This window comes from Pantoea sp. GW821-FHT03E06 (genome assembly GCF_059420725.1).
On the sequence record NZ_JBWKUG010000001.1, the window covers coordinates 16,731 to 39,361 of the forward strand.

The following is a 22,631-nucleotide window of genomic DNA, read 5'->3' on the forward strand; positions in this document are numbered from 1 at the left end:
TATCCGGCAACTGTTAGCTGTAAGGTTGCCTCATGTCAGAAAAACAACTCACCTTTGCTCAGCGTCATCACCAGTTGACCAACATCAACGTCTGGACCGGCGACAGCCAATGGCTGGCGTTTGATGTGCGACCTTCCGGCGCCTCTTTTACCAGCCTGACTATCGAACGCGTCAATGTGGCGAGTGGTGCCGTTGAAGTGCTGTATCAGGCGCGCGATGGCGCACACGTTGGCGTGGTGACCGTTAGCCCGGATTTGCCACCACGTTATGTCTGCATCCACGGCCCAGAACATCCGGATGCACACTGGCGCTATGATTTTCATCACCGTCGCGGCGTAATCGTGCAGCAAGGCATGGCGGAGAATCTCGATGCCTGTGACATCACCGCGCCTTATACGCCCGGGGCATTACGCGGTGGTTCACATGTGCACGTTTTCAGCCCCGATGGGACACGCCTGAGTTTTACCTACAACGATCACGTGATGCATGAAAAGGATGCGCGCGATGACCTGCGCAACGTGGGCGTTGCGGTGCCTCTGCATCCGGTGTGTCCGCCCAAACAGCATCCGCGTGAATATGACGGCAGCCATTATTGCGTGCTGATAAGCCAGACGCAGCGTGAGCCACAGCCCGGCAGCGATCAGATTGACCGCGCTTATGAGGAGTGCTGGATAGGTGATCAAGGCTATCAGAAAGCCGATGGAAGCTGGCAGCGCTGGGCAATTGCCTTTATCGGCGATACGCGTGCGGCGAATGGCGACAAAGTGGCAGAAATCTTTGTCGTGGATTTACCCGAACCCTTGGCGGATTACGCGAAAGCAGGCGCATCGCCTTTGCAGGGCACAGCCGAAAAACTGCCTGCGCCCCCGGCGGGCGTGCAGCAGCGACGCATTACGTACGGCAGAGGTTTAGCACCGCAGCCGCGTCATTGGCTACGCGCCGCACCCAACGGCAGCGCCATTGCCTTCTTAATGGCAGACGATCGCGATGTCGTGCAGCTGTGGCAGGTATCGCCTAATGGCGGAGAACCGCGTCAGATCACACAGCTGGCGAGTAGCATTCAGTCCGCCTTCAGCTGGCAACCTGCTGGCAACGCGATAGCCTTCATTTGCGATAACAGCGTCATGCGCTGTGAGGTGGCGACGGGGCAATGCTCACGTCTGACACAACGTAGTGAGCAAGCGCCATCCGGTGATGCAGTGGTATGGTCGCCGGATGGCGAGCAGATCGCCTATATGCGGGATGTTGAGGGGTGGCGTCAGCTATTCTGCGTCAGTGCGATTCCCCAGGCATAGATGCTGCAGTCGCCAGGCTGGCTTGGGTGCCCGCCAGCTTTTCGCTCTGCAGCACGCGCTCGTGTATGGAATCTTTACTTCTGTCGTCATCGGAACGGAAGTAATCCCACGGCAGCAGAATCGTATCCATCACGGCGGAGAAAGGTAAATCGATCAGCGCCAGCGGCTTGATCGCCCAACTGGTTTTGTCGTCAGTCAGCATCTCTGCGCTGGCGCGCGTGCCGGGATAATAGCCCTGACTTGCGCCAGTATGAGACATAACGCTGGAGCAGCCCGAGGTCGCAAAGGTCGTGCACACCAGCATAGCGGTGAGCGGAAAGCGTTTCATCATATTCATTTTCATCATCCCTTCAGACATGGCATCGCCCTGGCTGGAGTGTGTCACCTGACGTTAGCAAAGCTCTGTGGCCATGTCTGGCATTTCAGGCGAATCGTCCCCTGAGTGTATGCCATATCGTCAGAATTGCTGTAAAAAAATACGCATTAGCCCTTGAAAGTCATCAGGCTGCACCCATTTTCAGAGAACAGTGTTGTTGCTGTTGCCGTAAGGGGCAGCAACGGGCTAAACAACCTGTCCATGGTGGAAGGTTGCCTAAACTTGCTGATTATCAGGAGTCTTATTATGCGTAACTTTGATCTCTCTCCGCTTTATCGTTCTGCAATTGGTTTTGATCGTTTAATTAACCTGCTAGAGACCAATCAGAACCAGGCCAACGGTGGCTATCCTCCGTACAACGTCGAGCTGGTGGATGAGAACTTCTACCGCATCACCATTGCCGTAGCAGGCTTCGCGCAGAGCGAATTAGATATCACCTCTCACGACAATGTGCTGGTGGTGCGCGGTGCGCATCCTGAAGAGCAGCAGGAGCGTAAATACCTGTATCAGGGCATTGCCGAACGCAACTTCGAGCGCAAATTCCAGCTGGCCGATCACATTACGGTGCGCGATGCGCGTCTGGAAAATGGTCTGTTAAGCATCGATCTGGTGCGTATTGTCCCGGAAGAGGCGAAACCACGTCGTATCGAAATCCTGTAATCAGGATACTCAGTTGAATGAAAACGCCGCAGAGATGCGGCGTTTTTGTTTAGGTGCGCACCGCTAATCGCTGCGTCACCATCCCGCCAAATACATTGACCAGCAGGCCGAGAATGATCACGGAAACGCCGATCATCTGCCGTAGCGACAGGGTCTCATTCAGAATCAACGCAGCGCTGAGAATCCCCACCACCGGTACCAGCAAAGAGAGCGGCGCTATACGCCAGGTTTCGTAGCGGCTGAGCAGATTGCCCCAAATCGCATAGCCCATGATGGTGGCGACAAAGGCGAGGTAGATCAGCGCCAATAGGGTTTGCAGCGAGATATGCAGCAGGCTGGTGACAATCACCGTTTCCCCCTCAAACAGCCATGAGCAGGCAAAGAACGGCACGACCGGAACCAGCGCGCTCCATACCACCAGCGACATCACCGGCACGCTGCGATTACGCAAAATGATTTTGTTGGTGATGTTCCCGAGGCCCCACGACAGCGCCGCAGCCAGCGTCAGCATCATGGTGGTGAGCGTGATGCCCGCGGTGGTTTGCCCCTCCATGCCGGCGGTCGCCAGCATAAACATGCCGAGCGTCGCCACTAAAATCCCGACGATGTGATTCCAGCGCAGCTTCTCCGCCAGGAACAGCGCGCCGAGCAGCAGGGTGAAAAATGCCTGCGCCTGCAATACCAATGACGCCAATCCCGCGGGCATGCCGAGCTTGATGGCAAGGAACAGAAAGGCGAACTGGCCGAAGCTAATGGTCATGCCATAAACCACCAGCCAGCGCAGGGGAATCGCCGGACGCTTCACAAAGAAGATCGCCGGAAATGCCACCAGGGTAAAACGCAGTCCGGCCAGCAAAAAGGGCGGCATGCCCTGCAGACCCAGCTTGATCACCACAAAATTGATGCCCCACGCCACCACGACACACAGGGCCAACAACATATCTTTTACTGACATACCGTTTCCTTACTGCCGCATTCAGGCGGTTGCCGTCATCGGTGTCGCAATCTCGGCACAACATTCCTCACCGACAACGCGGAAGAAATCAGCCACCTGTAACGCCATAGAGCGATCCAGAGCACCCGCGTTAAACCACAGCGTGCCAACATCGCGCAGGCGATTATCAACCCGCAGCGCCAGCCGGTCATCAAAACTAAACGGCGGCACCGCGCCCATCTCGCACTGCGTCAGTTCCTGCGCCTTTTCAGGCGCAGCAAAGCTCGATTTCTTGCCGCCGATAGCGCGGGCGGCGCTTTTAAAGTTGATCTTGCAGTCACCCGGCACAATCGCCAGCAGATAGCGCGGATCGGCACCCTCTGGCATCGTCACTTCCAGCACCATCGCTTTGGCCGCCTGATTGAGATCGTTACCGCGAATGGCGCTAATTCGATCGGTTTGGCCAATGGCTTCATGCTCCACCACGCGATAGCGCGCCTGATGCTGATCCAGCAGGGCCGTCACTTTTTCAAAACTGTTCATGCTCGTCTCCTCGTCTAAAACCTGGCGTTAACTCCAGGCGATGGCGTGTTTCATTTTTTTGTCGGTCAGGCCAAAGAAAAAGCCCATGGTGATGCGCGTGTCGCCTTCCACACGATCAATTTCATGATAAAAAGCCGGGTTAAACAGGTAGATATCGCCACTGCGCGGTGAAAATTCACACACTTCACTGTGTTCAATCACGGCGGTTTGATAGCCGAGTTCCCCCGGCGTTTTGAAGCGCTCATCCAGAGGCTGCCACTTCTTATTGAAGATGCGCAGCTTGCCGCCCGCGTTGCACTCCTGCAAACAGACCACGCAGCTCAGCTGATGCAAGATCCCGGTCACGGTCAGGCCGCTGCCGGCGGCATCACGCACGATATTGTCGTTATGCAGGGGATTGGCGACGCCGTTGGCGTGGAAGCGCACAATCGAACCGGCGTAATCGCCCAACTCAGGCTCGTTGGCGGTTTGCAGGCTTTCCAGACGTAAGGCGTGTTTCACCCAATGGTAGATCTGATCGCGCAGGCAGTGCAGCGAGGGCGGCAGCATCGGCTGGATATCGCGCAGTTCGGTGAAGTAGTTTTCCGGCGCGGCGGTATGCTTCGCCAGATAAGGGCCGAGCGTCGTCAACGCGCCATTGGGGTAGTGCGATACGCGCACCTGCTCGCGGCAGCGTTGCAAATCGTTCACCACGGCTTCGCGCACCTCCGGCGTTAGAAAGTTGCGTAAAACCAGCAGCGGCACGCGTGCCGTAACGATGTCGTCCAGCCAGGTACTTTCCACAAACATTTCTGGGTTTATAACGCGTATCTGATTGAAAATAGCCATGTTGATCACTCCCCTAAAGGAAATTCATGAAGTTCATGGTTGCTCATGCGGCGCCATTCAGACGCCGTGCCCAGTGCCGAAATAGGTTCAGAAGAGATAAATGTCGTGTTGTTGTTTTGGAAACGGTGCAGCGTGAAATAGTTGGGATAGGGTGTATCAGCGGGATGCCACTGCCATGCCCAGGCTTTTTCGCGGGTAACAAAAATTGCGTTCGCCGAACTGCCGCCTGGCGCCACCTGCGCCATTTTGTTGCGCAAATAGTCGCGGGTGAAATCAGCGGGCGTGGCGCGATCAACGATGTACTCAAGATACTCGGCAGAATCGAAGCGCGACGCGGCCATGCCTAATTGCTGATACACAGTAGGCAAAAACCCGTTATGCATCATGTACCACTGGGTTTCGCCGCTGGTGCGCCACAGCGGATGGGAAAATTCGATACCCTGATTCTTACTTAAAGTGGCGTGGCGCACATGTACTGCCAAAAAGCGTCCGCGCAGGCGATCAACATCAATGCCCGGCAGCGCATCGGCGAAGGTGCCGGTGCCGTGTAGCGTGCGGATGTGGCCTTGCTCCAGCCATAAACAGCCCCAGCCGTTGGGATGCTGTTTGATCGGTCCTTCATGCGTGGCGGTTTCGCCGCAGCTCATGGCGCGTGCGGCCTCCAGCACCGCGGCGGCATCAAATTGGCCGTGCGCCAGAATCATTCTGCACATAGTAAATCTCTCTGTGTGGTGAGCGATGAGACGTCGAGGATCTGATGGAAAACCGCCAGAATCTCGTCCCGGCTCTCTGCCGCAAGACGAAAGGTCGCCAGAATCCCGGCGTGACGGGTTAGATCGGCATACAGCGAAGATCGCGGTGAGACATCCAGCACCGGTAGATTGAGCGGCGGCAACAGCTGACCGCGCTGCTGCTGCGCGATCCAGCGTTCTGCGGCGTCATATTGCAGGCGCTGACGTAAACGTACACGCCCCACCGCCGGCGGCTGGGCGGGGAAATCAAGCTGCGGCAGGCCGTGACCGGCTTCGATATGGAACGCCACTTCAGCCCAGTTGATGCCGGTGACTTCCTGCACCAGATTCACCACGCCCATGCCGGAGAGGCGAAAGCCCATTTCGAGAAAGTGCGGTTCGCCGTTCACCATAATGAAGTCGATGTGAAACGCGCCCTGACGATAGCCAAAGGTTTCGCAGCAGAAGCTCATCAGGCTGGAGAAGCTGGCGGGCAGCTGCTGCGCCGCGACGGCGACATGGCCGGATTCGTAAAAACTGACGCAGCCGTCGGCATCGGTGTGATGTTCGATCACCTTTTGGCAGCAGGTCAGCGCCAGCGCATGGCCTTCCGCCACCACACCTTGCAGCGAGTACTCATCGCCAGCCAGCCAGCTCTCGACGATAAAGCCGCTGAAGCCGCGACCGCCGTAATTCATGGTATCGACCAGCTTGTTGATCACCGCATCCAGCTGCTGCGCGTCTTTGACGAGCCAAATGCCCAGGCCGCCGCCGCCGTCGACGGGCTTGACGACGCAGGGATAGAGCAGGGCATCACGCGCGTCACGGATGCTCAGCGGTGAGGCGAAGAAGCGAAATTCCGGCTGCGGAAACCGCTGCCAGGCTTTGCGTAATGCCATGCGCTGAGCGTACTTATCCGGGGGAATAAAGCACCTGGCGGCGTCCGGCCCGGCCAGCAACTCCCGCACGCGCCCGGCGCTGGTGTTGTAGGCCTCAAAGCCTGCCAGCACGATCTGCGGATGTTCCATTAACCCGGCATGCAAACAGGCCTGCAGCACATCCCACGGATTTTCCGGGCGATCGAGGCGCACAACCAGATCGAACGGCAACGGGATGCTTAGCGATTGGTAATCGACAAAATCGCCCATCTCCGCCAGCACGGTAAAATAGCCCTCGCGTTTGGCCACCGCGCAGTAGGGATTTTGCCCATCGCGGGTGGCGCCAATCTGCAGGAAAATCTTTCTCATCGCGTTGCCTTACCGGGTTAACGCCCGGAGATCACTTCAGTGACGATGTCTTGCAGCACACCGTTATTCACCTGAATCACTGCTTTGTGCGGATCAAAACGCAGCACGCGTGAGAGCGCATCGCCGCGCTGGCTGTCCAGCAGTGAACTCACCTGCTCGCTGCGCCAGCAATGGCGCATTTGCGTAAGGGTTAAACCAGAAAGCTGCTCCAGCTGTTGCGCTACCAGCAGATCGTCGTTATCGCCGCCCAGCAGCGTGCGCACTGCCGCTTCGTCCGGTGCATCCTCTACCTGCTGCAGCCAGTTTTTCAGCTGGTGGCCTGCGGCGATAAACGGCGAATAGATCATGCAAATCAGCTGGGTTTCATTCAGACCAAAAGCCTGCTCGGCGAACTGCGCGGCGCGCTGACGGGCGCGTTTAATCGCTTCATCGTCCTGATAACGTGCCGCCATTTCATCGATCAGCTGCGGTGGGAAATCCTTTTTCACCATTAACCCAAGCGCAAAGCGCACATATTCGCGAATGCCTTCGGCGTAGCTACGCTGTAATAGCGTCTCCGCACGCAGACCGCGAATATGTGCCATTAACGTCGGGTTGCCGCAGTCCGATTCGGAAAAGCTGAACATCAGCTCATCAAAGCGGAAATGCATAAATTCCGTCAGCAGCGCCCAGTGCGCGCCGGCTTCATAGGCGGTGTCTTGATAGATGTTGAAGAACAGCGGATCGCGCACCAGCTGCCAGGTAATACGGTGCGCGGGGGTCACCTGATCGGCGCCGTAAATATCAGCAAAGTAGCGCTCAGCGACGCCATCTAAGGTTTGCAGGAAGCCGCTAAAGCCGCGTGACTTATCCGCCACCGGTGCATTAAACAGACGTGATAGATGGCGCGCCCACGCCAGATAAGCGGTTTGTTCCTGCGGTGAATCGCCGGTGATGATCACATCAACGCCGCCGTCATAATGCGCCGCCAAACCAAAGGAGTTCACCATGCTGAGGTTGCAGGCATTACAAAAGGTAGAGCGCGCATCGGCACGGAAACGGTGGCCATTCATCAGCACATCGTTGCGATTCTGCTGACGTACGCTGTCTGGCATGGGCAAATGACGATCGAAAGGGCGGATTTGCAGGCCATCGATTACCAAACATTCGGTGAAGTCATCTTCAAAGATATGCAACGCGCGATACACGCGATCGATATTTTCCATCACGCTGTCGTTCATCGCCGCATGGCGGTTGGTGCTGATGCGCAACTGAAACGTGCTGCCGTGCTGCTGCCAGATCAGTCCCTGAATGTAGCGTACATACGCCACCATATAGCTGCTGTCTTTGCCGCCGCCATAAGCCAGCAGTACGCGATTGTTTCCAGGATTGGCCGCATCGGGTAACGCGGCAAGCAGACGGTGCGAGCAACGCTGGGCTGAGTCGATAATCGTGGCAGTGAGATATTCTTCAATTTCTCTCATCATGGCGGACAGATTATTCATTTTTCACTTCATCCTTTGGCTAAGAAAATCGCAATTGTCCTGCTGGCGGCAGCGAGCGGAAATGGGCCACGAAGGGGTTACGGAATGAATTTTTCAGCGCGCAGGGTTCTCAATTAACTAATGCAGCCTAAAGTACTTTGAATGTAATCTGGTGAATACGCACAGATCATCACGAAATAGGGTGGAACAGATGGCGGGTGAAACGGAACAGGGCAGTCGTTACCGTCAAATTGCAGAACAGATAAAACAAGCCATTCATAGTGGTTCTCTGCCGCCCGACAGCCGGTTACCTTCGGTGCGCACGCTGGCAACGCAGCACAGTGTCAGTATGACCACTGCGCTAAAAACATTACGTACGCTTGAGGATGAGCACTACGCGGTCGCGCGGCCGAAGTCCGGGTTTTTTGTCGCGCCGCGCAAGGCCGATAATGTTTTTCCGGCGGTCATCAATGAGCAAGCGCGCGACGTTGCACCGCTCGACGAGCAAACCGAACTGCATCTGGCGATGCTGGGATCGGACTGTCGCGTGCGGCTGGATCTGGCGAACGGCGATATTTCACTCTATCCGGTCAAGAAAATCGGCTTGCTGATGCGTCAGATGGGTTACAGCAAACCGGCGCTGCTGGGGAATACGGTTAAAGGCACCGGTTATATGCCATTGAAAACCGAAATTGCCCGCCGGGCGGTGGATTATGGCTGCAATATCAGTGCAGATGACATCCTGATCACCAATGGCTGTATTGAAGCGATCTCTCTGGCGCTGCGCGCGACGACGCAGCCTGGCGATATCGTCGCAGTGGAATCGCCCTGCTATTTTGTGCTGCTGCAAATGCTACATAACCTCAATCTACGCGTGATTGAAGTGGAGGCTGGCCCTGCAGGCTACGTGAATGTTGAAAAACTGACGTCGCTATTTCAGCGCAAAGCGGTGCAGGCCTACCTCACCATTAACAACATCAATAATCCGCTGGGCAAAAGCATTCCTAACGAGCAGAAAGCCTATATCGCCCGCCAGGCCGACGAGAACGATGTGGTGATCATCGAAGATGATATTTTCGGCGATACCGCCTTTGGCGAGCGTCGTCCGTTCCCGATGCGCGCCTTCAGCCCAAATGCCATTTTGTGCAGCGGCTTCTCGAAAACCGTCGCGCCCGGCATACGTATTGGCTGGGTGCACAGCAGCAACTACATGCGCAAAATCGCCTCGCTGAAATACACCACCAGCATGGGAACCTCGGTGCTGTCGCAGGCGGCAATTGCCGAACTGCTGCGCAGCGGCGGCTACGACGCCCATCTGCGCAAGCTGCGGCGCGAGCTGAAAAACCAAATCCAGCACATGCGCCAGGCGGTGCTGCGCTACTTCCCGCCGGGCACGCGCGTCTCCGATCCCGAAGGAGGATATGTGTTATGGGTGGAGATGCCATTGGGCGCGTTGAACGTGCGCGCGCTGTTTCTCAAGGCGCGTAATGCAGGCATCGGTATCGCACCGGGGCATATTTTCGCCACTGATGACCGCTACGATCACTGTTTCCGACTCAACGCCGGCTTTGGCTGGAATGCCGAAGTGGAGCAGGCGATTCAGCAGCTGGGGCAGTGGTGCCAGTTGTCGTTGGGAGCGGCGATGTAAATATACTCTGAGGAAAGGGTCGCGTTAATAGCATAAACGGCAAAGGAACAATGACTTTGTCGCTACTCTTCATCTACGAATTAATAGATTCATTAAACACTTCTTTTAATTTTAGTAACTACGCTCATTGCTCTGATTAACGTTAATCTTGATATCTGCCAGCAATAAAGCCGCAAAAAAATAGCACGAACCAGGTCATTTAAATTAAACCTAAAAACAATAAGTTAGCCAAGCAATACGCTATTTTATTGGATTTTTATTACAAGAAAAGCTAATTAGTTCCGAGAAAAACCGCTTTGCACGAAATAAAAAGTGAGGTATTAATCTCCTCGCTGAATAGGTATGTGGGATTACAACATTGAACAAAGGAGTTGTTTATGAAAGTAATTGAGAGAGAATTACTGAGCTTCATTTCTGGTGGTGGTGGTCGTAACGATCCCCCTCGGGGCTCAAATAGTAAAAACAATAGCAATAACGGTGGCGCTGGAGGTAGCTCTGGTTACAACAGTGGCTATGTGGTTGGTTGTAATAATGGCATCATTGGCGGCACTATTGCTGGGGCCGCTGGTGGAATCGTCGGCGCAGGCCTGGGAATGGTCGGTGGCGCGATAGCCGGGGGTTGTTTCACAGGCAGTGGCAACGGTAATAATAACGGTAACAGTAATTCCTCTGGAAATTGTAATTCAGGTGGGATGGGCGGTTCCTGCAGCCGATAGATAACCCTCACCCGCTCCTTATTTGCGAGCGGGTGAATAGGAGTTAGACGTGTTCTTTTTATTCAAGAATTTTGTTTTTTTTGTGTTTTTGATGACTGGTTTTTTATTTATTAGTGGCGCTGGGGTTGTTGCAGAATTCTTCATTTACACCCCGCCACCTGAGTTGTCAAAATTGGTCGTCATTATCAGTTCATTATTATCCTTTGTTGCTCTGGCTCATAAGGTAAACAGTTTTTTAGCAAAAAAATACAAAGTGTCATGATGACGATATAATGCTAAGGGAAAAGGCTTATGGAAACAAACACTAAAAAAGAAGGTTTGTTAAACGTATCTCTTTTTCTTCTGATGTTTCTACTGACAGCTGTTCCGTTGCTCTTTCCCAATCGAAGAGAATTAATTGCGTCTGAATTGTTTTTACCGTATGGCTTTATAGTTGAGTTTTTTGTAATTGTGCCCGTTTATCTATTTAAATTTAAGAAGAAAGAGGGGTTCGGTGTCGGTAATTTTACACTAATGCAATTTGTTATGTTTTTTTCTTTAATTTTAATAATCCAGTTTGTTATACCAAAGGTGCTTTTTAATACAGGCGAAGTCGTTGTCAGTCATCAGCAGATTTCGCTACCGCTCTATACGCTTATTCTCACGCAAATATCTTATATTTTGATGGTGCCAGTTTATGAAGAGATAGCCATCAGAGGCGGGTTATTTGGCGCGTTAACTGTTTTTTCTAACAGTAAAATATTTTCTGCGCTTGTAACGTCCTTAATTTTTTCGCTGCTGCACACCCAGTATTCTGGGTTTAAGCCTTTCTTTCTTCTCTATCTTATTTCTTTAACGCTGGTTGCTGCGAGAGTCTTGTCAAAGGGATTATTATTACCTGTATTGCTGCATGTTTTTATGAACGGCATTGTGGTCAATGGACATTATCTATTCGGCCACTAAAAAATGAGTAAGGAATACTAAATTGTTTCGCCAGGAAGCGGTTGAGAATCACAGAATGAAATGGCGCGGTCGAGCCTTGCTGCTCCCCGGCATCCCTTTTTGGCTCATTGCGGGGCTGTCTCTCTTTTTTATTACTCTATTCCTGACCTTTGTTATTGCTAGCACTTATACCCGACGGATCAACGTCACGGGAGAAATATCCACTTATCCTCGCGCAGCTAATGTCTATTCCAGCGTTCAGGGTGTCGTGGTTAAGCAGTTCGTTACTGCAGGGCAGATGATTGAAACGGGTGCACCCATTTACCAAATAGACGTTAGCAAAACTACCCACAACGGCGTGGTCAGTGAAAATCAACGCCGGGATATTGATCACCAGCTTGAACGTATTACACAGATTATTAGCCGGCTTGAAAGCAGCAAGAAAGCCACTCTCGACACGCTGGAAAAACAAAAAGAGCAGTATGCCGGCGCGTTATTGCGCTCTACTGACATCCTCCGCCGCGCCCAGGAAGGGATCGGTATTATTAAGGAGAATATGGATAACTATCGGCGTTATCAGCTCCGGGGATTAGTAAATAAAGATCAACTTACCAACCAAGTGGCACTGTATTACCAACAGCAAAATAATCTCCTCGGACTATCAAGCCAGAATGATCAAAATGCGCTGCAAGTCACGGCGTTGGAGAGCCAGATATATACTCAGGGCGCAGAATTTGACAATCAGATTTACCAGATGGAACTGCAGCGTTTTGAATTGCAAAAAGAACAACTTAACATTGATGCCGGTGGAACCATCATTGTGCGAGCGCTGGCTGCTGGCCGTATCGATTCGCTGAGCGTTACGGTTGGACAGATGGTTAACGCTGGCGACAGTTTGCTGCAAATTCTCCCTCACACTATCGACCATTACGCCCTGGTGTTGTGGGTGCCCAATGACGCAATCCCTTATCTCACCCTCGGTGATCGGGTCAATATTCGCTATGAAGCCTTCCCTGCGGAGAAATTTGGTCAGTTTGCTGGCACCGTTACTGCCATCTCCAGAGCACCCGCATCACCGCAGGAAATGCTGACCTACCAGGGCGCACCCCGATCGGCATTAACTGCCGCGATCCCCTATTACAAAGTCATCGTCAGGCCAGAAAAGCCGGTTGTTATGTATGGCGGTAAACGTCTGAGTTTGGAGAACGGCATTAAAGCACAGAGCACGCTGTTCCTTGAAAAAAGGAGGCTATATCAGTGGATGTTTTCGCCGTTCTACGACATGAAACACAGCGTTATGGGGCCAGTCAATGAGTAGATTGACCTGCAAAACGCTGGTCGGTCAGCTGGAATTATGGCTGCGCCACCGTGTCCCAATGATCCACCAAACCGAGTCAGCCGAGTGCGGTCTGGCCTGCCTTGCAATGATCTGCGGATACTACGGCAAGAATGTTGATTTGATAGCGCTGCGACGGCAGTTCAACCTCTCGGCTCGCGGCACTACGCTGTCGGCACTGACGGGCATAGCTGATCAGCTAGGGCTGAGCACCCGACCGCTATCACTCGATATCGACGAGTTAGGCGCATTGAAGATACCGTGCATCTTGCACTGGGAATTCAACCATTTTGTCGTACTGGTAAGCATCCGGCGGAATGGTGTGGTGCTACACGATCCGGCGCGCGGCCGCCGGACGGTCAGCTTCGCAGAGCTGTCGAAAAATTTCAGTGGTGTGGCGCTCGAAGCCTGCCCAGGCAGCACATTTACCGCCGACAGCGTCCACAACAAAATCAGCTTCCGTACTCTGATCGCTAGCGTGCACGGCCTCAAGACCGTACTCGGCAAAATACTTTGCTTATCACTGGTGTTCGAGACCATCAATCTTGTGATGCCGGTCGGCACGCAGCTGGTGATGGATCACGCCATACCCGCAGGCGATCGGGGTTTACTGACCTTAATCTGTGCTGGATTACTCTTTTTTATCCTGCTGCGTGCTGCCGTGGGGATGGGACGTGCCTGGACCGCGCTGGTTATGGCAACGTTTATCAACGTGCAGTGGCAATCCGGCCTGTTCAATCATCTGGTACGCCTGCCGCTTGGTTACTTTGAACGGCGTAAGTTGGGTGATATTCAGTCTCGATTCGCTTCACTGGATACGCTGCGCAGCACCTTCACTACCAGCATCGTTGGCGGCATTATGGACAGCATCATGGTGATTGGCGTGCTGGTGATGATGGTCCTGTATGGCGGCTGGCTGACCTGGATCGTGATAGCGTTTACCACCTTTTATGTTCTGCTGCGCCTGGTAACCTACAAGTATTACCGGCAACTTTCTGAAGAGTTATTGGTCAGGGAAGCGCGCGCCAGCTCGTATTTTATGGAAACACTCTATGGCATTGCCGCCGTCAAAATGCAGGGCATGGCTCAGCGCCGCGTCTCCCACTGGCTGAATCTCGAAATCGATTCAATTAACACCGGTATTCGCGTCACCAAAATGGATATGCTGTTTGGCGGTATCAGTACCTTTATTGCCGCCTGCGATCAGGTTGTTGTTCTGTGGATGGGAACCCTCCTCGTGATCGATAACCAGATAACGATGGGTATGTTTGTCGCATTTGGCGTTTTTCGCGCACAGTTCTCAGACCGCGTTGGGTCGCTGACAGAATTTTTACTGCAGCTACGCATGATGAGTCTGCATAACGAGCGCATTGCCGACATTGCTCTGCACCCGCGGGAAAATTATAGACCTGAGCTCTGCTACGAAGCGAGACTGCAACCAATGGGGCTGGTAACCCATGCGCTGAGCTACCGCTACGACAGCCAGTCACCGGCAATATTTGATGCACTGAACATTTCGATCTTACCGGGAGAGTGCGTGGCGATTGTCGGCTCGTCCGGTTCGGGAAAATCCACGCTGTTGAAAGTACTGTGCGGTTTATTTTCTCCTACAAGTGGCTGTGTCGAGGTGGATGGCGTTGATATCCAGCAAATCGGTATCAACAACTATCACAAGATGATCGCCTGCGTGATGCAGGACGATAAACTGTTCTGCGGCTCAGTCCGGGAGAATATTTGCAGCTTTGCAGAGGAAATAGATGAAGCGTGGATGAAGGAGTGTGCTCGAGCCAGCTATTTGCATGAGGTTATTACGCGTATGCCAATGGGATATGAAACGCTGATTGGTGAATTGGGCGAAGGGCTGTCTGGCGGGCAAAAGCAGCGGTTGTTCATCGCCCGGGCATTGTACAAGAAACCTGCGATTCTATTTCTGGACGAGGCCACCAGCGCACTGGACAAAGAGAGTGAAGCAATGGTGAATCAGGCAATCAAAAAACTGAGCATTACGCGGGTAATCATCGCACACAGAGAGAGCACGATAGCATCAGCAGATAGAGTTATTACGCTAAAGTCATGTAATTTAAGACCTTACAACTGACCTGAGCCAGGTACGCATTCAGGCGAACCTGGCTACAACGCGGAATTTTTTACTCGCCGTTAAACGCGTTTTCCAACTCTTGCGCCAGAATTTGCACCGCGCGCTCAATCTTCTGCGCATCCGGCACGTAGTTCATGCGCATGCATTGATGGGTATGCGGCCATTCATGTTCCAGGCCGGGGAAGAAGAAGTGGCCGGGCACCATCAGTACGCCGCGCGCTTTCAGGCGCTGATAGAGCGTTTCGGTGCTAATAGGCAGATCGCGGAACCACAGCCACAGGAAAATGGCGCCTTCAGGTTTATGAATCAGACAGCGATCTTCCGGCAAATAGCGGCGCAGAATGGCAATCGTCTCGCTGACTTTAGCCTGATAGAACGGCTTAATTACCTCTTCTGACAGACGCAGCAAATCTCCGCGTACGATCATCTCATTGGCAATCGCCGGCCCAATGCTGCCCGGCGCGAGGCTGATAATGCCGTTCATGTTACCAATGGCGGCGATGGTGCTTTCATCGGCGACGATAATGCCACAGCGCGCACCCGGCAGGCCGAGTTTCGACAGGCTCATGCACAGAATGGTATTCGGGTTCCACAGCGGTCGCGCTTCGCTAAAGATGATGCCCGGGAACGGCACGCCGTAAGCGTTATCAATCAGCAATGGAACGCCGTGCTGCTGTGCCAACGCATCGAGCTGCAGCAGTTCGTCATCGGTGATCACGTTGCCGGTCGGATTGGTCGGACGCGAAACGCAGATCAGCCCGATATCATCATTCAGCGGCAGGTGATCGAAATCGACGTGATATTTGAATTGGCCTTCCGGCAGCAGCTCAATGTTCGGTTTGGCGGAGACAAACAGATCCTCTTCCAGTCCGGCATCGGCGTAGCCAAGATATTCCGGCGCTAACGGGAACAGCACGCGTTTTTTGCTGCCATCGGCGCGACGTCCGGCGAACAGATTAAAGAGATAGAAAAACGCACTCTGGCTGCCGTTGGTCAGCGCAATATTTTGCGCGGTTAACGGCCAGCCGAGTTCCTCACGCAGCATCTTCGCCAGCGCTTCCAGCAGCAGCGCTTTGCCGCGCGGGCCGTCGTAGTTACACAGCGCTTCGCTCAGCTTGCCGTCCTGATGCATCTGCAGCAGCAGTTGATGGAAGTAGTCGTTCATCGCCGGGATTTGCGCCGGATTACCGCCGCCCAGCATGATGGTACCGGGCGTGCGCAGGCCTTCACCCATGTCTTCCATCAGACGGGAGATGCCGGAATGTTGAGTAAATTTGTCGCCGAACTGAGAAAAGGACATAGGAAGTTAAAACGTTGTGAAATCGAATGGGGAACCACCATAGCGCCCGCCGCTGGCAGGCGCAATGGGTAAAGCAGCCGGCTTAGCGTTGGATCTGTGGGTTCACGCAGTTTTTCTCCACTTTACCGCTTAGGGCTGCAATCAGATTATCAACCGCGTCGCGCGCCATGCCATAACGGGTTTCATGGGTGGCAGACCCAATGTGTGGCAGGGCCACCACGTTTGGCAGCGTTAAAATCTCGGCATCGGCAGGCACCGGCTCAACTTCGAAAACATCAAGCCCAGCGGCATGAATTGTGCCGTCTTTCAGTGCGGCGGTCAGCGCCTGCTCATCGACTACCGGGCCGCGACCGGCATTGATCAGGATTGCACTTGGCTTCATCAGCTTGAGCTGCGCCGCGCCAATCATATGGTGCGTCTGTTCGGTTAACGGCAGGCTGATGCAGACAAAATCACTCTCTTTCAGCAAGGTTTCGAGATCGCAGGCGCGCGCGCCAAAGCGGGTTTCGGCTTCTTCATGCTGACGGCGCGCATTGTAGAGAATATTCATACCGAAGCCGAAATGTGCTCGTTGCGCCAGCGCCAGACCGATGCGGCCCATGCCAAGAATACCGAGGGTTTTGTGGTGCACATCAATGCCGAAATGATCCGGGCCAATACTCGCTTTCCATTCGCCGCCCTTCACCCACTTATCCAGCTCGGTAACACGACGTGCAGTGCTTAATACCAGCGCCATCATGGTATCGGCGACGGTTTCGGTCAGCACGGTTGGCGTATGCATCAGTAATACGTTGCGTTGATTCAGTGCATCGACATCAAAATTATCGTATCCCACCGATACGGTTGAGCAGGCGCGCAGCGCGGGCATTTTTGCTAGCAGATCGCCATTCACTTTGCCGCCAGAGCCAAGTAAACCTTGCGCCTGTTCGAACTGTGCCTTGTGCTGCTGGATAGTTTCCGCAGAAATATCATCTACTTCAGTGACGGAGAAATGATCGTCCAGCTTGGCGCGCAGGTCATCTGGCAGGCTCTTATACAGAATCACAGCAGGTTTCATCTTTTGCTCCCTTTAAAATGTTGGGGAGGCCTTGCGGCCTCCCGAATCGATTACGCGTGCTTCGCCCCGTGGACGGGCGGCGAGGTTTTGTTCTGGGCGGGTTTTACGACAAGCGTTAGCCAAACCGAAGCCAGCAGCGCTGCACCCATGAAAATGTAGGAGGCAGCAGGGCTGCCGGTAGCCCCATTAAGATAGCCTACAATCCACGATCCAATGAAGGAACCGAGCGCGCCCATACTGTTTATCAATGCCATAGCCCCGCCGGCGACGTTGCGCGGCAGCATCTCGGGAATGATGGCGAAGAAGGGGCCGTACGGTGCATACATCGCACCACCGGCGATCACCAGCAGCGTATACGACAGCCAGAAGTTGCTGGAACCGACCAGATACGAACCGAGGAAAGCCAGCGCGCCAATCAGCAGCAGCGGCCAGACAAACAGTTTACGGTTCTGGGTTTTATCGGACGCCCACGACACCACGATCATCGCAATGGTCGCCACCAGATACGGCACGGCAGAAAGCCAACCGGCTTCCACCATACCCATCTGCGAACCATTGCGCAGAATGGATGGCAACCACAGTACGAAGCCGTACACGCCGATGCTCCAGGCAAAATATTGCAGGCACAGCAGGATGACGTTGCGATTGCGGAACGCTTCACCATAGTTACGTACCGCTTTAATGCCTTCCTGCTCTTTTTGCAGCTGCGCCTGCAGCGCCGCTTTCTCGCTTTCGCTCATCCATTTGGCCTGCGCAGGTTTGTCCTGCACCATAAACCACCAGGCCACCGCCCAGATGACCGCCGGGATGCCTTCAAAGATAAACATTTCGCGCCAGCCAAAGGATTCAATCAGATAGCCAGAAACCACCGACATCCACAGCACCGTGACCGGATTACCGAGAATCAGGAAAGTATTGGCGCGCGAACGCTCTGATTTGGTAAACCAGTTGCTGATATAGATCAGCATTGCTGGCATCACCGCCGCTTCCACCACGCCGAGCACAAAGCGAATCGCCGCCAGCATCGGGATGTTACTGACGATGCCGGTCAGCGAGGCGCAGCCGCCCCATAAAATCAGGCACCAGAAAATCAGTTTCTTAACGCTGCGGCGTTCGGCATACAGCGCGCCGGGGATCTGGAAGAAGAAGTAGCCGAGGAAGAACAGGGCGCCCAGCAGCGATGACATGCCTTTGGTGATGCCGAGATCTTCATTAATCCCTGCGGCAGAGGCGAAGCTGAAGTTCGCCCGGTCCAGATACGCCAGACTGTAGGTGATAAACACGATGGGCATGATAAACCACCAGCGTTTTGGCGCGATTGTCTGCGATTTCATGGGTGACTCCTCTGGTTGAGGTGGGCGCATTCTATGGATGCGCCTCGGAATATCGTTGTTGTAGGTACAGACTATTTTTGAATCTTTGTCAGGTGGTCGCCATGAATGGCGACCCTACAAAACCGCACCAATCTCGTAGGGTCGCCATTTATGGCGACCAGGGTTTTGAATACGGAATCGTGCTTAGTAATCGCCCAGCGCCGCGCGGGTCGGCAGGCCTTCGCTATCGCCGGCGACCTGAATCGCCAGTGAACCGATTTTGTTGCCGCGCAAAATCGCCTGCGGCAGCGTTTTTCCTTCCAGCAAGGCGCTTATCAGACCAACGGCAAATCCATCGCCGGCACCCACGGTATCGACCACGTTTGCCACATGAATTGGCGCCACCTGACCCTGCTCACCGCTGGCGGTTTTGTACCAGGCGCCATCGCCGCCGGTTTTAATCACCACCGCTTTCACCCCTTTATCGAGGTAGAAGTCGGCAATGGCTTCAGGCTGACTGAAGCCGGTGAGAATCAACCCCTCTTTCTCACCCGGCAGCACCCAATCGGCATATTCCGCTAAATGGTTCAGCTGCTTGCGCATCTCCTCTTCGCTGCGCCATAGCACCGGACGCAGATTGGGATCAAAGGAGATGGTTTTGCCACGCGCGCGCATCTCTTTCGCCGCGTGTTGTGCCAGCTGAAGTGACGTATCAGAGATCGCAGCCGCCACGCCGCTTAAGTGCAGGTGGCGCGCGTGACCAAAATAGTCGTCGTTGAAATCATCTGGCGATAGGTGGCTGGCGGCCGAACCTTTACGGAAATACTCCACTTCCGGATCGGAGCCATCATCAACGCGAGATTTAAGCTGGAAGCCAGTGCGATAGCGCGCATCGGTGGTGACGCAGCGGTGATCGACGCCCTCTTTTTCCAACTGCTGCAGCGTAAAGCGGCCAAAACTGTCGTCGCCGACCCGGCTGACCCAACCCACGTTCAACCCGAGACGTGCCAGGCCAATCGCCACGTTGAGCTCGGCGCCGGCGATGCGTTTGATGAAGCCTTCAGCCGCCGCGAGATCGCCGGTTTGTTGGGCAATAAACATCGCCATCGCTTCGCCAATCGTCACCACATCCAGCGTTTTTTGCGTCATCATCGGTTCCTTACGCTGCACGCAGCAGGTCAACGTAATGGCGGGTCACCGCCAGCAAATCCGCACCTTCCAGCGGGAATTCGATACCGCGCGGTGCATCGGCGGGCAGCGCGTTGAGCAGCGAACGCCAGCTGTCATCGGCGTCATCCAGCGCGATGGCGCGGAAAGTGTCGCCATGCGGCACGGCGGCCTTAACGTGAATATAGCTGACATAACGGCTGAGCTGGGCCGCGGCCTGCAAACCCTCTTCACCCGTCCACTGCCAGTTGCCCATATCGAAGGTCATATCCAGCGGCAGAGCCGCATCGCAGGCTTGATGGAAGAAGCGCAGCATCGGCGCCAGTTTGCTGTCAGGTGTTTGGTCGTTTTCCACCACCAGCGTCACGTTTGACGCCTGCAACACGGCGAGCAGCGGGGTGACGTCCAAAGCAACGAAATGCCCTAACGCCAGCTTCAGGCGTTTAGCACCGATCTGCTCAGCTTCGTGCAGAAACTGGGCCAGACGTGGATTTAGTGCGCCATCATCCAGCCACAGCGCTTCCGGCACGGAATAGCTGGCGCTGAGCTGATGCTGGGAAATCGCGTTGCCCAGTGCGTGCAGCAGGCAGAGTTCACTGTCACTGAAGAGCTCGCGACGGATTTCTATGCCATCCGCGCCTGCTTTTTTTATCAGCGGCAGCAGCGCAGCCTGGCCGCCAAGTTCCGCTACTTTCTGCGCGCCGTATGCGGCAGATACAACAATAATTTCTGGTTTCATCGCTTCTCTCCGGGCATGACCACATCCCATTCGTTGTAAAAAAGCTAAATGGAACCGGTTCCAAAAGAAAGGCGCAGACTGCGGAAGTATGATCATGCTCACGAAGTGAGCCACAAATGAGGGGTTAGCGTAGCGGCTGGCTGGAGCCACGCACGATCAGTTCGCCGGAGAAGAGCTGCTCACGGATCGCCGTCTCGCTGCCTTCAATACGCGCGATCACTTGCTCCAGCGCGGCATAGCCAATTTGCCAGGTGGGCTGCTTCAGGGTGGTAATACCAACCCCCGCCAGCGCGGCCCACTCCAGCTCATCGAAACCGAGCAGGCCGATAGATTCGCCCCAGCGCAGTTGCAAGCGTTGCAGTGCACGCGCGACTTGCAAGGTGAGCGCGCCGTTAGCCGCGATTACCGCACAATTTTTACCCGGATGGCGCTGGTGGAAGTCACGTAACAGCGTTTCCAGCGCATCGGGCTGATGCAGCGCCACTTCGGCATTCTCCGCTTGCACGTGTGCGGCGTTTTTTACCGTGTCATAGAAGGCGCGAAGACGTTCGCGACGCGTGTTGACGCTGCCCAGTGGTTCACTGAGAAAGAGCAGCGCCTGATAGCCATTCTCCAGCAGATGCTGTGTGGCAATGTTCGACGCTTCAAGGTTGTTCAACCCAACCACATCGCAGGCGAAGTCGGGGATTTTACGGTCGATCAACACCATTGGCAGCATCGATTGCTGTAGCCGATTCAACACCTCTTCATGCATACCTACCGCATTCACCACAATACCTTCAACCTGATAGCTGCTCAGCAGCTGCAGATAATGCTGCTCGAGATCGACTTCATTGTTGGTATTACACATCAACAGAGTAAAACCCTGCGCGCGGCAGGCCGCTTCGATGCCGCTTAGTACATCTACCGAGTAGGGATTAGTAATGTCGGCAATGATCAGGCCGATCAAACGGGTGCGGCCGCGTTTGAGCCCGCGCGCCATCTGGCTGGGACGATAGTTGAGTTCGGCGATGGCCTGTTCGATACGGGCTTTGAGATCGGGCGAGAGGAGATTCACTTCGCCATTGAGGTAGCGTGAAACGCTGGTTTTACCGGTTTTTGCCGTACGGGCAACGTCACTGATTGTGGCTCGTGGCGGCCTGGTTTTCATTGCTTACACCTGCTGTAAAGAAACAGGCGAAGACTAACACAGCTCGCGCCTGGCGCAATCATTGCGCGTCAGAAGTGAGGCGCAATACCGGTTGCCACAGCGTCTGCAACTGGTTAACAGGGGTATCATTAAGCAGCTGTAGCACCATTTCCGCGATGCGCTCGCCGATGCGCTGCTGTGAGAGTTGCAGAATAGTATTGACCGGCTGATCGATGATTGAGTCATGCGGTAAACCATCGTAAACATACAGCGGGATAGCCTGCGCGCCCTTCAGCCTCGCAGCCTGCTGCAGGGCAATCGCGGCACCTTCACCCAGCGTACTGCAATCGGTAATGATCGCCTGCGGCGCGTCGCCTTGTGCCAGCCAGGCATTGGTTTGCTGATAGCCGGAGCGGCGCGTAGCGGGCAACGCTGCCATCAATGATTGATCGACCGGCGCCTGGTGCTGGATTAACGCATCGATAAACCCCTGGCGGCGATCGAGGGTGAAAGTCGAGAATTCATTACTGCCGAGATAGGCGAGGCGCGGTAATCCTTGTTGCAGGCAATGTTCTACCGCCAGAAAGGTGCCAGCGTGGTTATCGTAATCAATCCAGGCATAAGGCTGTGGCAGCTCGCTGCGGCCGAGTGTCAAAAAGCGAAACCCCTTCTGCTGCAAGCGTTGCAGGCGCGCATCCTGCGGCAGCGTGTGGGTCAGAATCAGTGCATCAATCGCGCCGCTGCGCATCATACGCATCAGCTTACGGTGCTGATCGTGAGATTTATCGGGCAGCAGCAGCAAATCAATATCGTGTTGAGCAAGGCATTGATCCAGCGTCAGCAGCATTTGGCTGTAATAGCTGTCATTGAGCGAAGCATGGCTGATAGGAAACACCAAACCCACCGCATTAGCGCGCCCGGTTTTCAGGCGGCGAGCAGCATCATTAGGGCGATAACCGCGCGCATGCGCTTCTTCTTCAATGCGTTTACGGGTGGTGGCGGCTACATCGTCATAGCCATTTAGCGCCCGGCTCACGGTGGTAACAGAGAGGCCAAGGGTAGCAGCGATGGCTTTTAGCGACATGATGACGTTCCATTGATCAAATTTTGATCACGCTAGCATAAAGGAA

The 22,631-nt window shown here is 54.4% G+C and carries 21 protein-coding genes; 7 read left to right on the plus strand and 14 right to left on the minus strand.

Annotated features, from left to right (window positions below):
- The first annotated feature begins 32 nt into the window (after positions 1-32).
- Complete coding sequence (locus tag AC07WB_RS00080; protein WP_494939851.1) at positions 33-1,295, plus strand: YidR family protein; 1,263 nt, start codon at positions 33-35, stop codon at positions 1,293-1,295.
- On the opposite strand, the gene AC07WB_RS00085 is transcribed toward AC07WB_RS00080, so the two are convergent.
- Positions 1,273-1,632, minus strand: coding sequence for a YceK/YidQ family lipoprotein (locus tag AC07WB_RS00085; protein ID WP_494939852.1), 360 nt, complete (start codon positions 1,630-1,632; stop codon positions 1,273-1,275). The genes AC07WB_RS00080 and AC07WB_RS00085 overlap by 23 nt on opposite strands.
- A gap of 285 nt (positions 1,633-1,917) precedes the next feature.
- Here AC07WB_RS00085 and ibpA point away from each other — a divergent pair, with 285 nt between their 5' ends.
- The gene (gene ibpA / locus AC07WB_RS00090) at positions 1,918-2,331 is read left to right on the plus strand and encodes a small heat shock chaperone IbpA (RefSeq protein ID WP_097095476.1); all 414 of its coding nucleotides are present in this window, start codon (positions 1,918-1,920) and stop codon (positions 2,329-2,331) included.
- Positions 2,332-2,380: 49 nt separating this feature from the next.
- Here the strand turns inward: ibpA and AC07WB_RS00095 are convergent, their stop codons facing one another.
- From AC07WB_RS00095 to AC07WB_RS00120, 6 genes are read right to left on the minus strand one after another with little or no spacing between them, the layout of a single operon-like run.
- On the minus strand, positions 2,381-3,286 hold the full coding sequence (locus AC07WB_RS00095) for an EamA family transporter (RefSeq protein WP_097095475.1): 906 nt from the start codon (positions 3,284-3,286) through the stop codon (positions 2,381-2,383).
- Between the two features lie 21 nt (positions 3,287-3,307).
- On the minus strand, positions 3,308-3,808 hold the full coding sequence (locus tag AC07WB_RS00100; protein WP_097095474.1) for a YbaK/EbsC family protein: 501 nt from the start codon (positions 3,806-3,808) through the stop codon (positions 3,308-3,310).
- Positions 3,809-3,835: 27 nt separating this feature from the next.
- On the minus strand, positions 3,836-4,636 hold the full coding sequence (locus AC07WB_RS00105; protein ID WP_097097619.1) for a 2OG-Fe(II)-dependent halogenase WelO5 family protein: 801 nt from the start codon (positions 4,634-4,636) through the stop codon (positions 3,836-3,838).
- Positions 4,637-4,641: 5 nt separating this feature from the next.
- Positions 4,642-5,349, minus strand: a complete 708-nt coding sequence (locus AC07WB_RS00110) for a class II glutamine amidotransferase (protein ID WP_097095473.1) — start codon at positions 5,347-5,349, stop codon at positions 4,642-4,644.
- Positions 5,337-6,614 (minus strand): ATP-grasp domain-containing protein, encoded by a 1,278-nt coding sequence (locus AC07WB_RS00115; protein ID WP_400458613.1) that lies wholly within the window; start codon positions 6,612-6,614, stop codon positions 5,337-5,339. Before AC07WB_RS00115 ends, AC07WB_RS00110 begins: the two co-directional genes overlap by 13 nt.
- Before the next feature lie 17 nt (positions 6,615-6,631).
- Positions 6,632-8,098 carry a hypothetical protein gene (locus AC07WB_RS00120; RefSeq protein ID WP_494939853.1) on the minus strand — a complete coding sequence of 489 codons (1,467 nt, stop codon included), beginning with the start codon at positions 8,096-8,098 and terminating at the stop codon, positions 6,632-6,634.
- A 190-nt stretch (positions 8,099-8,288) separates the two neighbouring features.
- Between AC07WB_RS00120 and AC07WB_RS00125 the strand changes: the two genes are divergently transcribed.
- The 5 genes from AC07WB_RS00125 (at position 8,289) to AC07WB_RS00145 (ending at position 14,796) form a co-directional block, all read left to right on the plus strand.
- The gene (locus AC07WB_RS00125) at positions 8,289-9,725 is read left to right on the plus strand and encodes an aminotransferase-like domain-containing protein (RefSeq protein WP_097095470.1); all 1,437 of its coding nucleotides are present in this window, start codon (positions 8,289-8,291) and stop codon (positions 9,723-9,725) included.
- 377 nt (positions 9,726-10,102) lie between these two features.
- Positions 10,103-10,441, plus strand: a complete 339-nt coding sequence (locus AC07WB_RS00130; RefSeq protein ID WP_345827606.1) for a hypothetical protein — start codon at positions 10,103-10,105, stop codon at positions 10,439-10,441.
- Between the two features lie 291 nt (positions 10,442-10,732).
- Positions 10,733-11,383, plus strand: a complete 651-nt coding sequence (locus AC07WB_RS00135; protein ID WP_494939854.1) for a CPBP family intramembrane glutamic endopeptidase — start codon at positions 10,733-10,735, stop codon at positions 11,381-11,383.
- Between the two features lie 22 nt (positions 11,384-11,405).
- On the plus strand, positions 11,406-12,680 hold the full coding sequence (locus tag AC07WB_RS00140) for an HlyD family secretion protein (protein WP_494939855.1): 1,275 nt from the start codon (positions 11,406-11,408) through the stop codon (positions 12,678-12,680).
- On the plus strand, positions 12,673-14,796 hold the full coding sequence (locus AC07WB_RS00145; RefSeq protein ID WP_494939856.1) for a peptidase domain-containing ABC transporter: 2,124 nt from the start codon (positions 12,673-12,675) through the stop codon (positions 14,794-14,796). The genes AC07WB_RS00140 and AC07WB_RS00145 overlap by 8 nt, the downstream gene beginning before the upstream one ends.
- Positions 14,797-14,845: 49 nt before the next feature.
- On the opposite strand, the gene AC07WB_RS00150 is transcribed toward AC07WB_RS00145, so the two are convergent.
- From AC07WB_RS00150 to AC07WB_RS00180, 7 genes are all read right to left on the minus strand, one after another.
- Positions 14,846-16,096, minus strand: coding sequence for a valine--pyruvate transaminase (locus AC07WB_RS00150; protein WP_097095464.1), 1,251 nt, complete (start codon positions 16,094-16,096; stop codon positions 14,846-14,848).
- Between the two features lie 82 nt (positions 16,097-16,178).
- The gene (gene ghrB / locus AC07WB_RS00155) at positions 16,179-17,153 is read right to left on the minus strand and encodes a glyoxylate/hydroxypyruvate reductase GhrB (protein ID WP_494939857.1); all 975 of its coding nucleotides are present in this window, start codon (positions 17,151-17,153) and stop codon (positions 16,179-16,181) included.
- A gap of 50 nt (positions 17,154-17,203) precedes the next feature.
- Positions 17,204-18,487, minus strand: coding sequence for an MFS transporter (locus AC07WB_RS00160; RefSeq protein ID WP_097095462.1), 1,284 nt, complete (start codon positions 18,485-18,487; stop codon positions 17,204-17,206).
- A gap of 183 nt (positions 18,488-18,670) precedes the next feature.
- Positions 18,671-19,615, minus strand: coding sequence for a sugar kinase (locus AC07WB_RS00165; RefSeq protein WP_097095461.1), 945 nt, complete (start codon positions 19,613-19,615; stop codon positions 18,671-18,673).
- 10 nt (positions 19,616-19,625) lie between these two features.
- Positions 19,626-20,372: a sugar phosphate isomerase/epimerase family protein gene (locus AC07WB_RS00170; protein ID WP_097095460.1), complete on the minus strand. Its 747-nt coding sequence runs from the start codon at positions 20,370-20,372 to the stop codon at positions 19,626-19,628.
- A gap of 124 nt (positions 20,373-20,496) precedes the next feature.
- The gene (locus AC07WB_RS00175; RefSeq protein ID WP_345827598.1) at positions 20,497-21,522 is read right to left on the minus strand and encodes a LacI family DNA-binding transcriptional regulator; all 1,026 of its coding nucleotides are present in this window, start codon (positions 21,520-21,522) and stop codon (positions 20,497-20,499) included.
- Positions 21,523-21,580: 58 nt separating this feature from the next.
- On the minus strand, positions 21,581-22,585 hold the full coding sequence (locus AC07WB_RS00180) for a LacI family DNA-binding transcriptional regulator (RefSeq protein ID WP_345827597.1): 1,005 nt from the start codon (positions 22,583-22,585) through the stop codon (positions 21,581-21,583).
- Between the last annotated feature and the right edge of the window lie 46 nt (positions 22,586-22,631).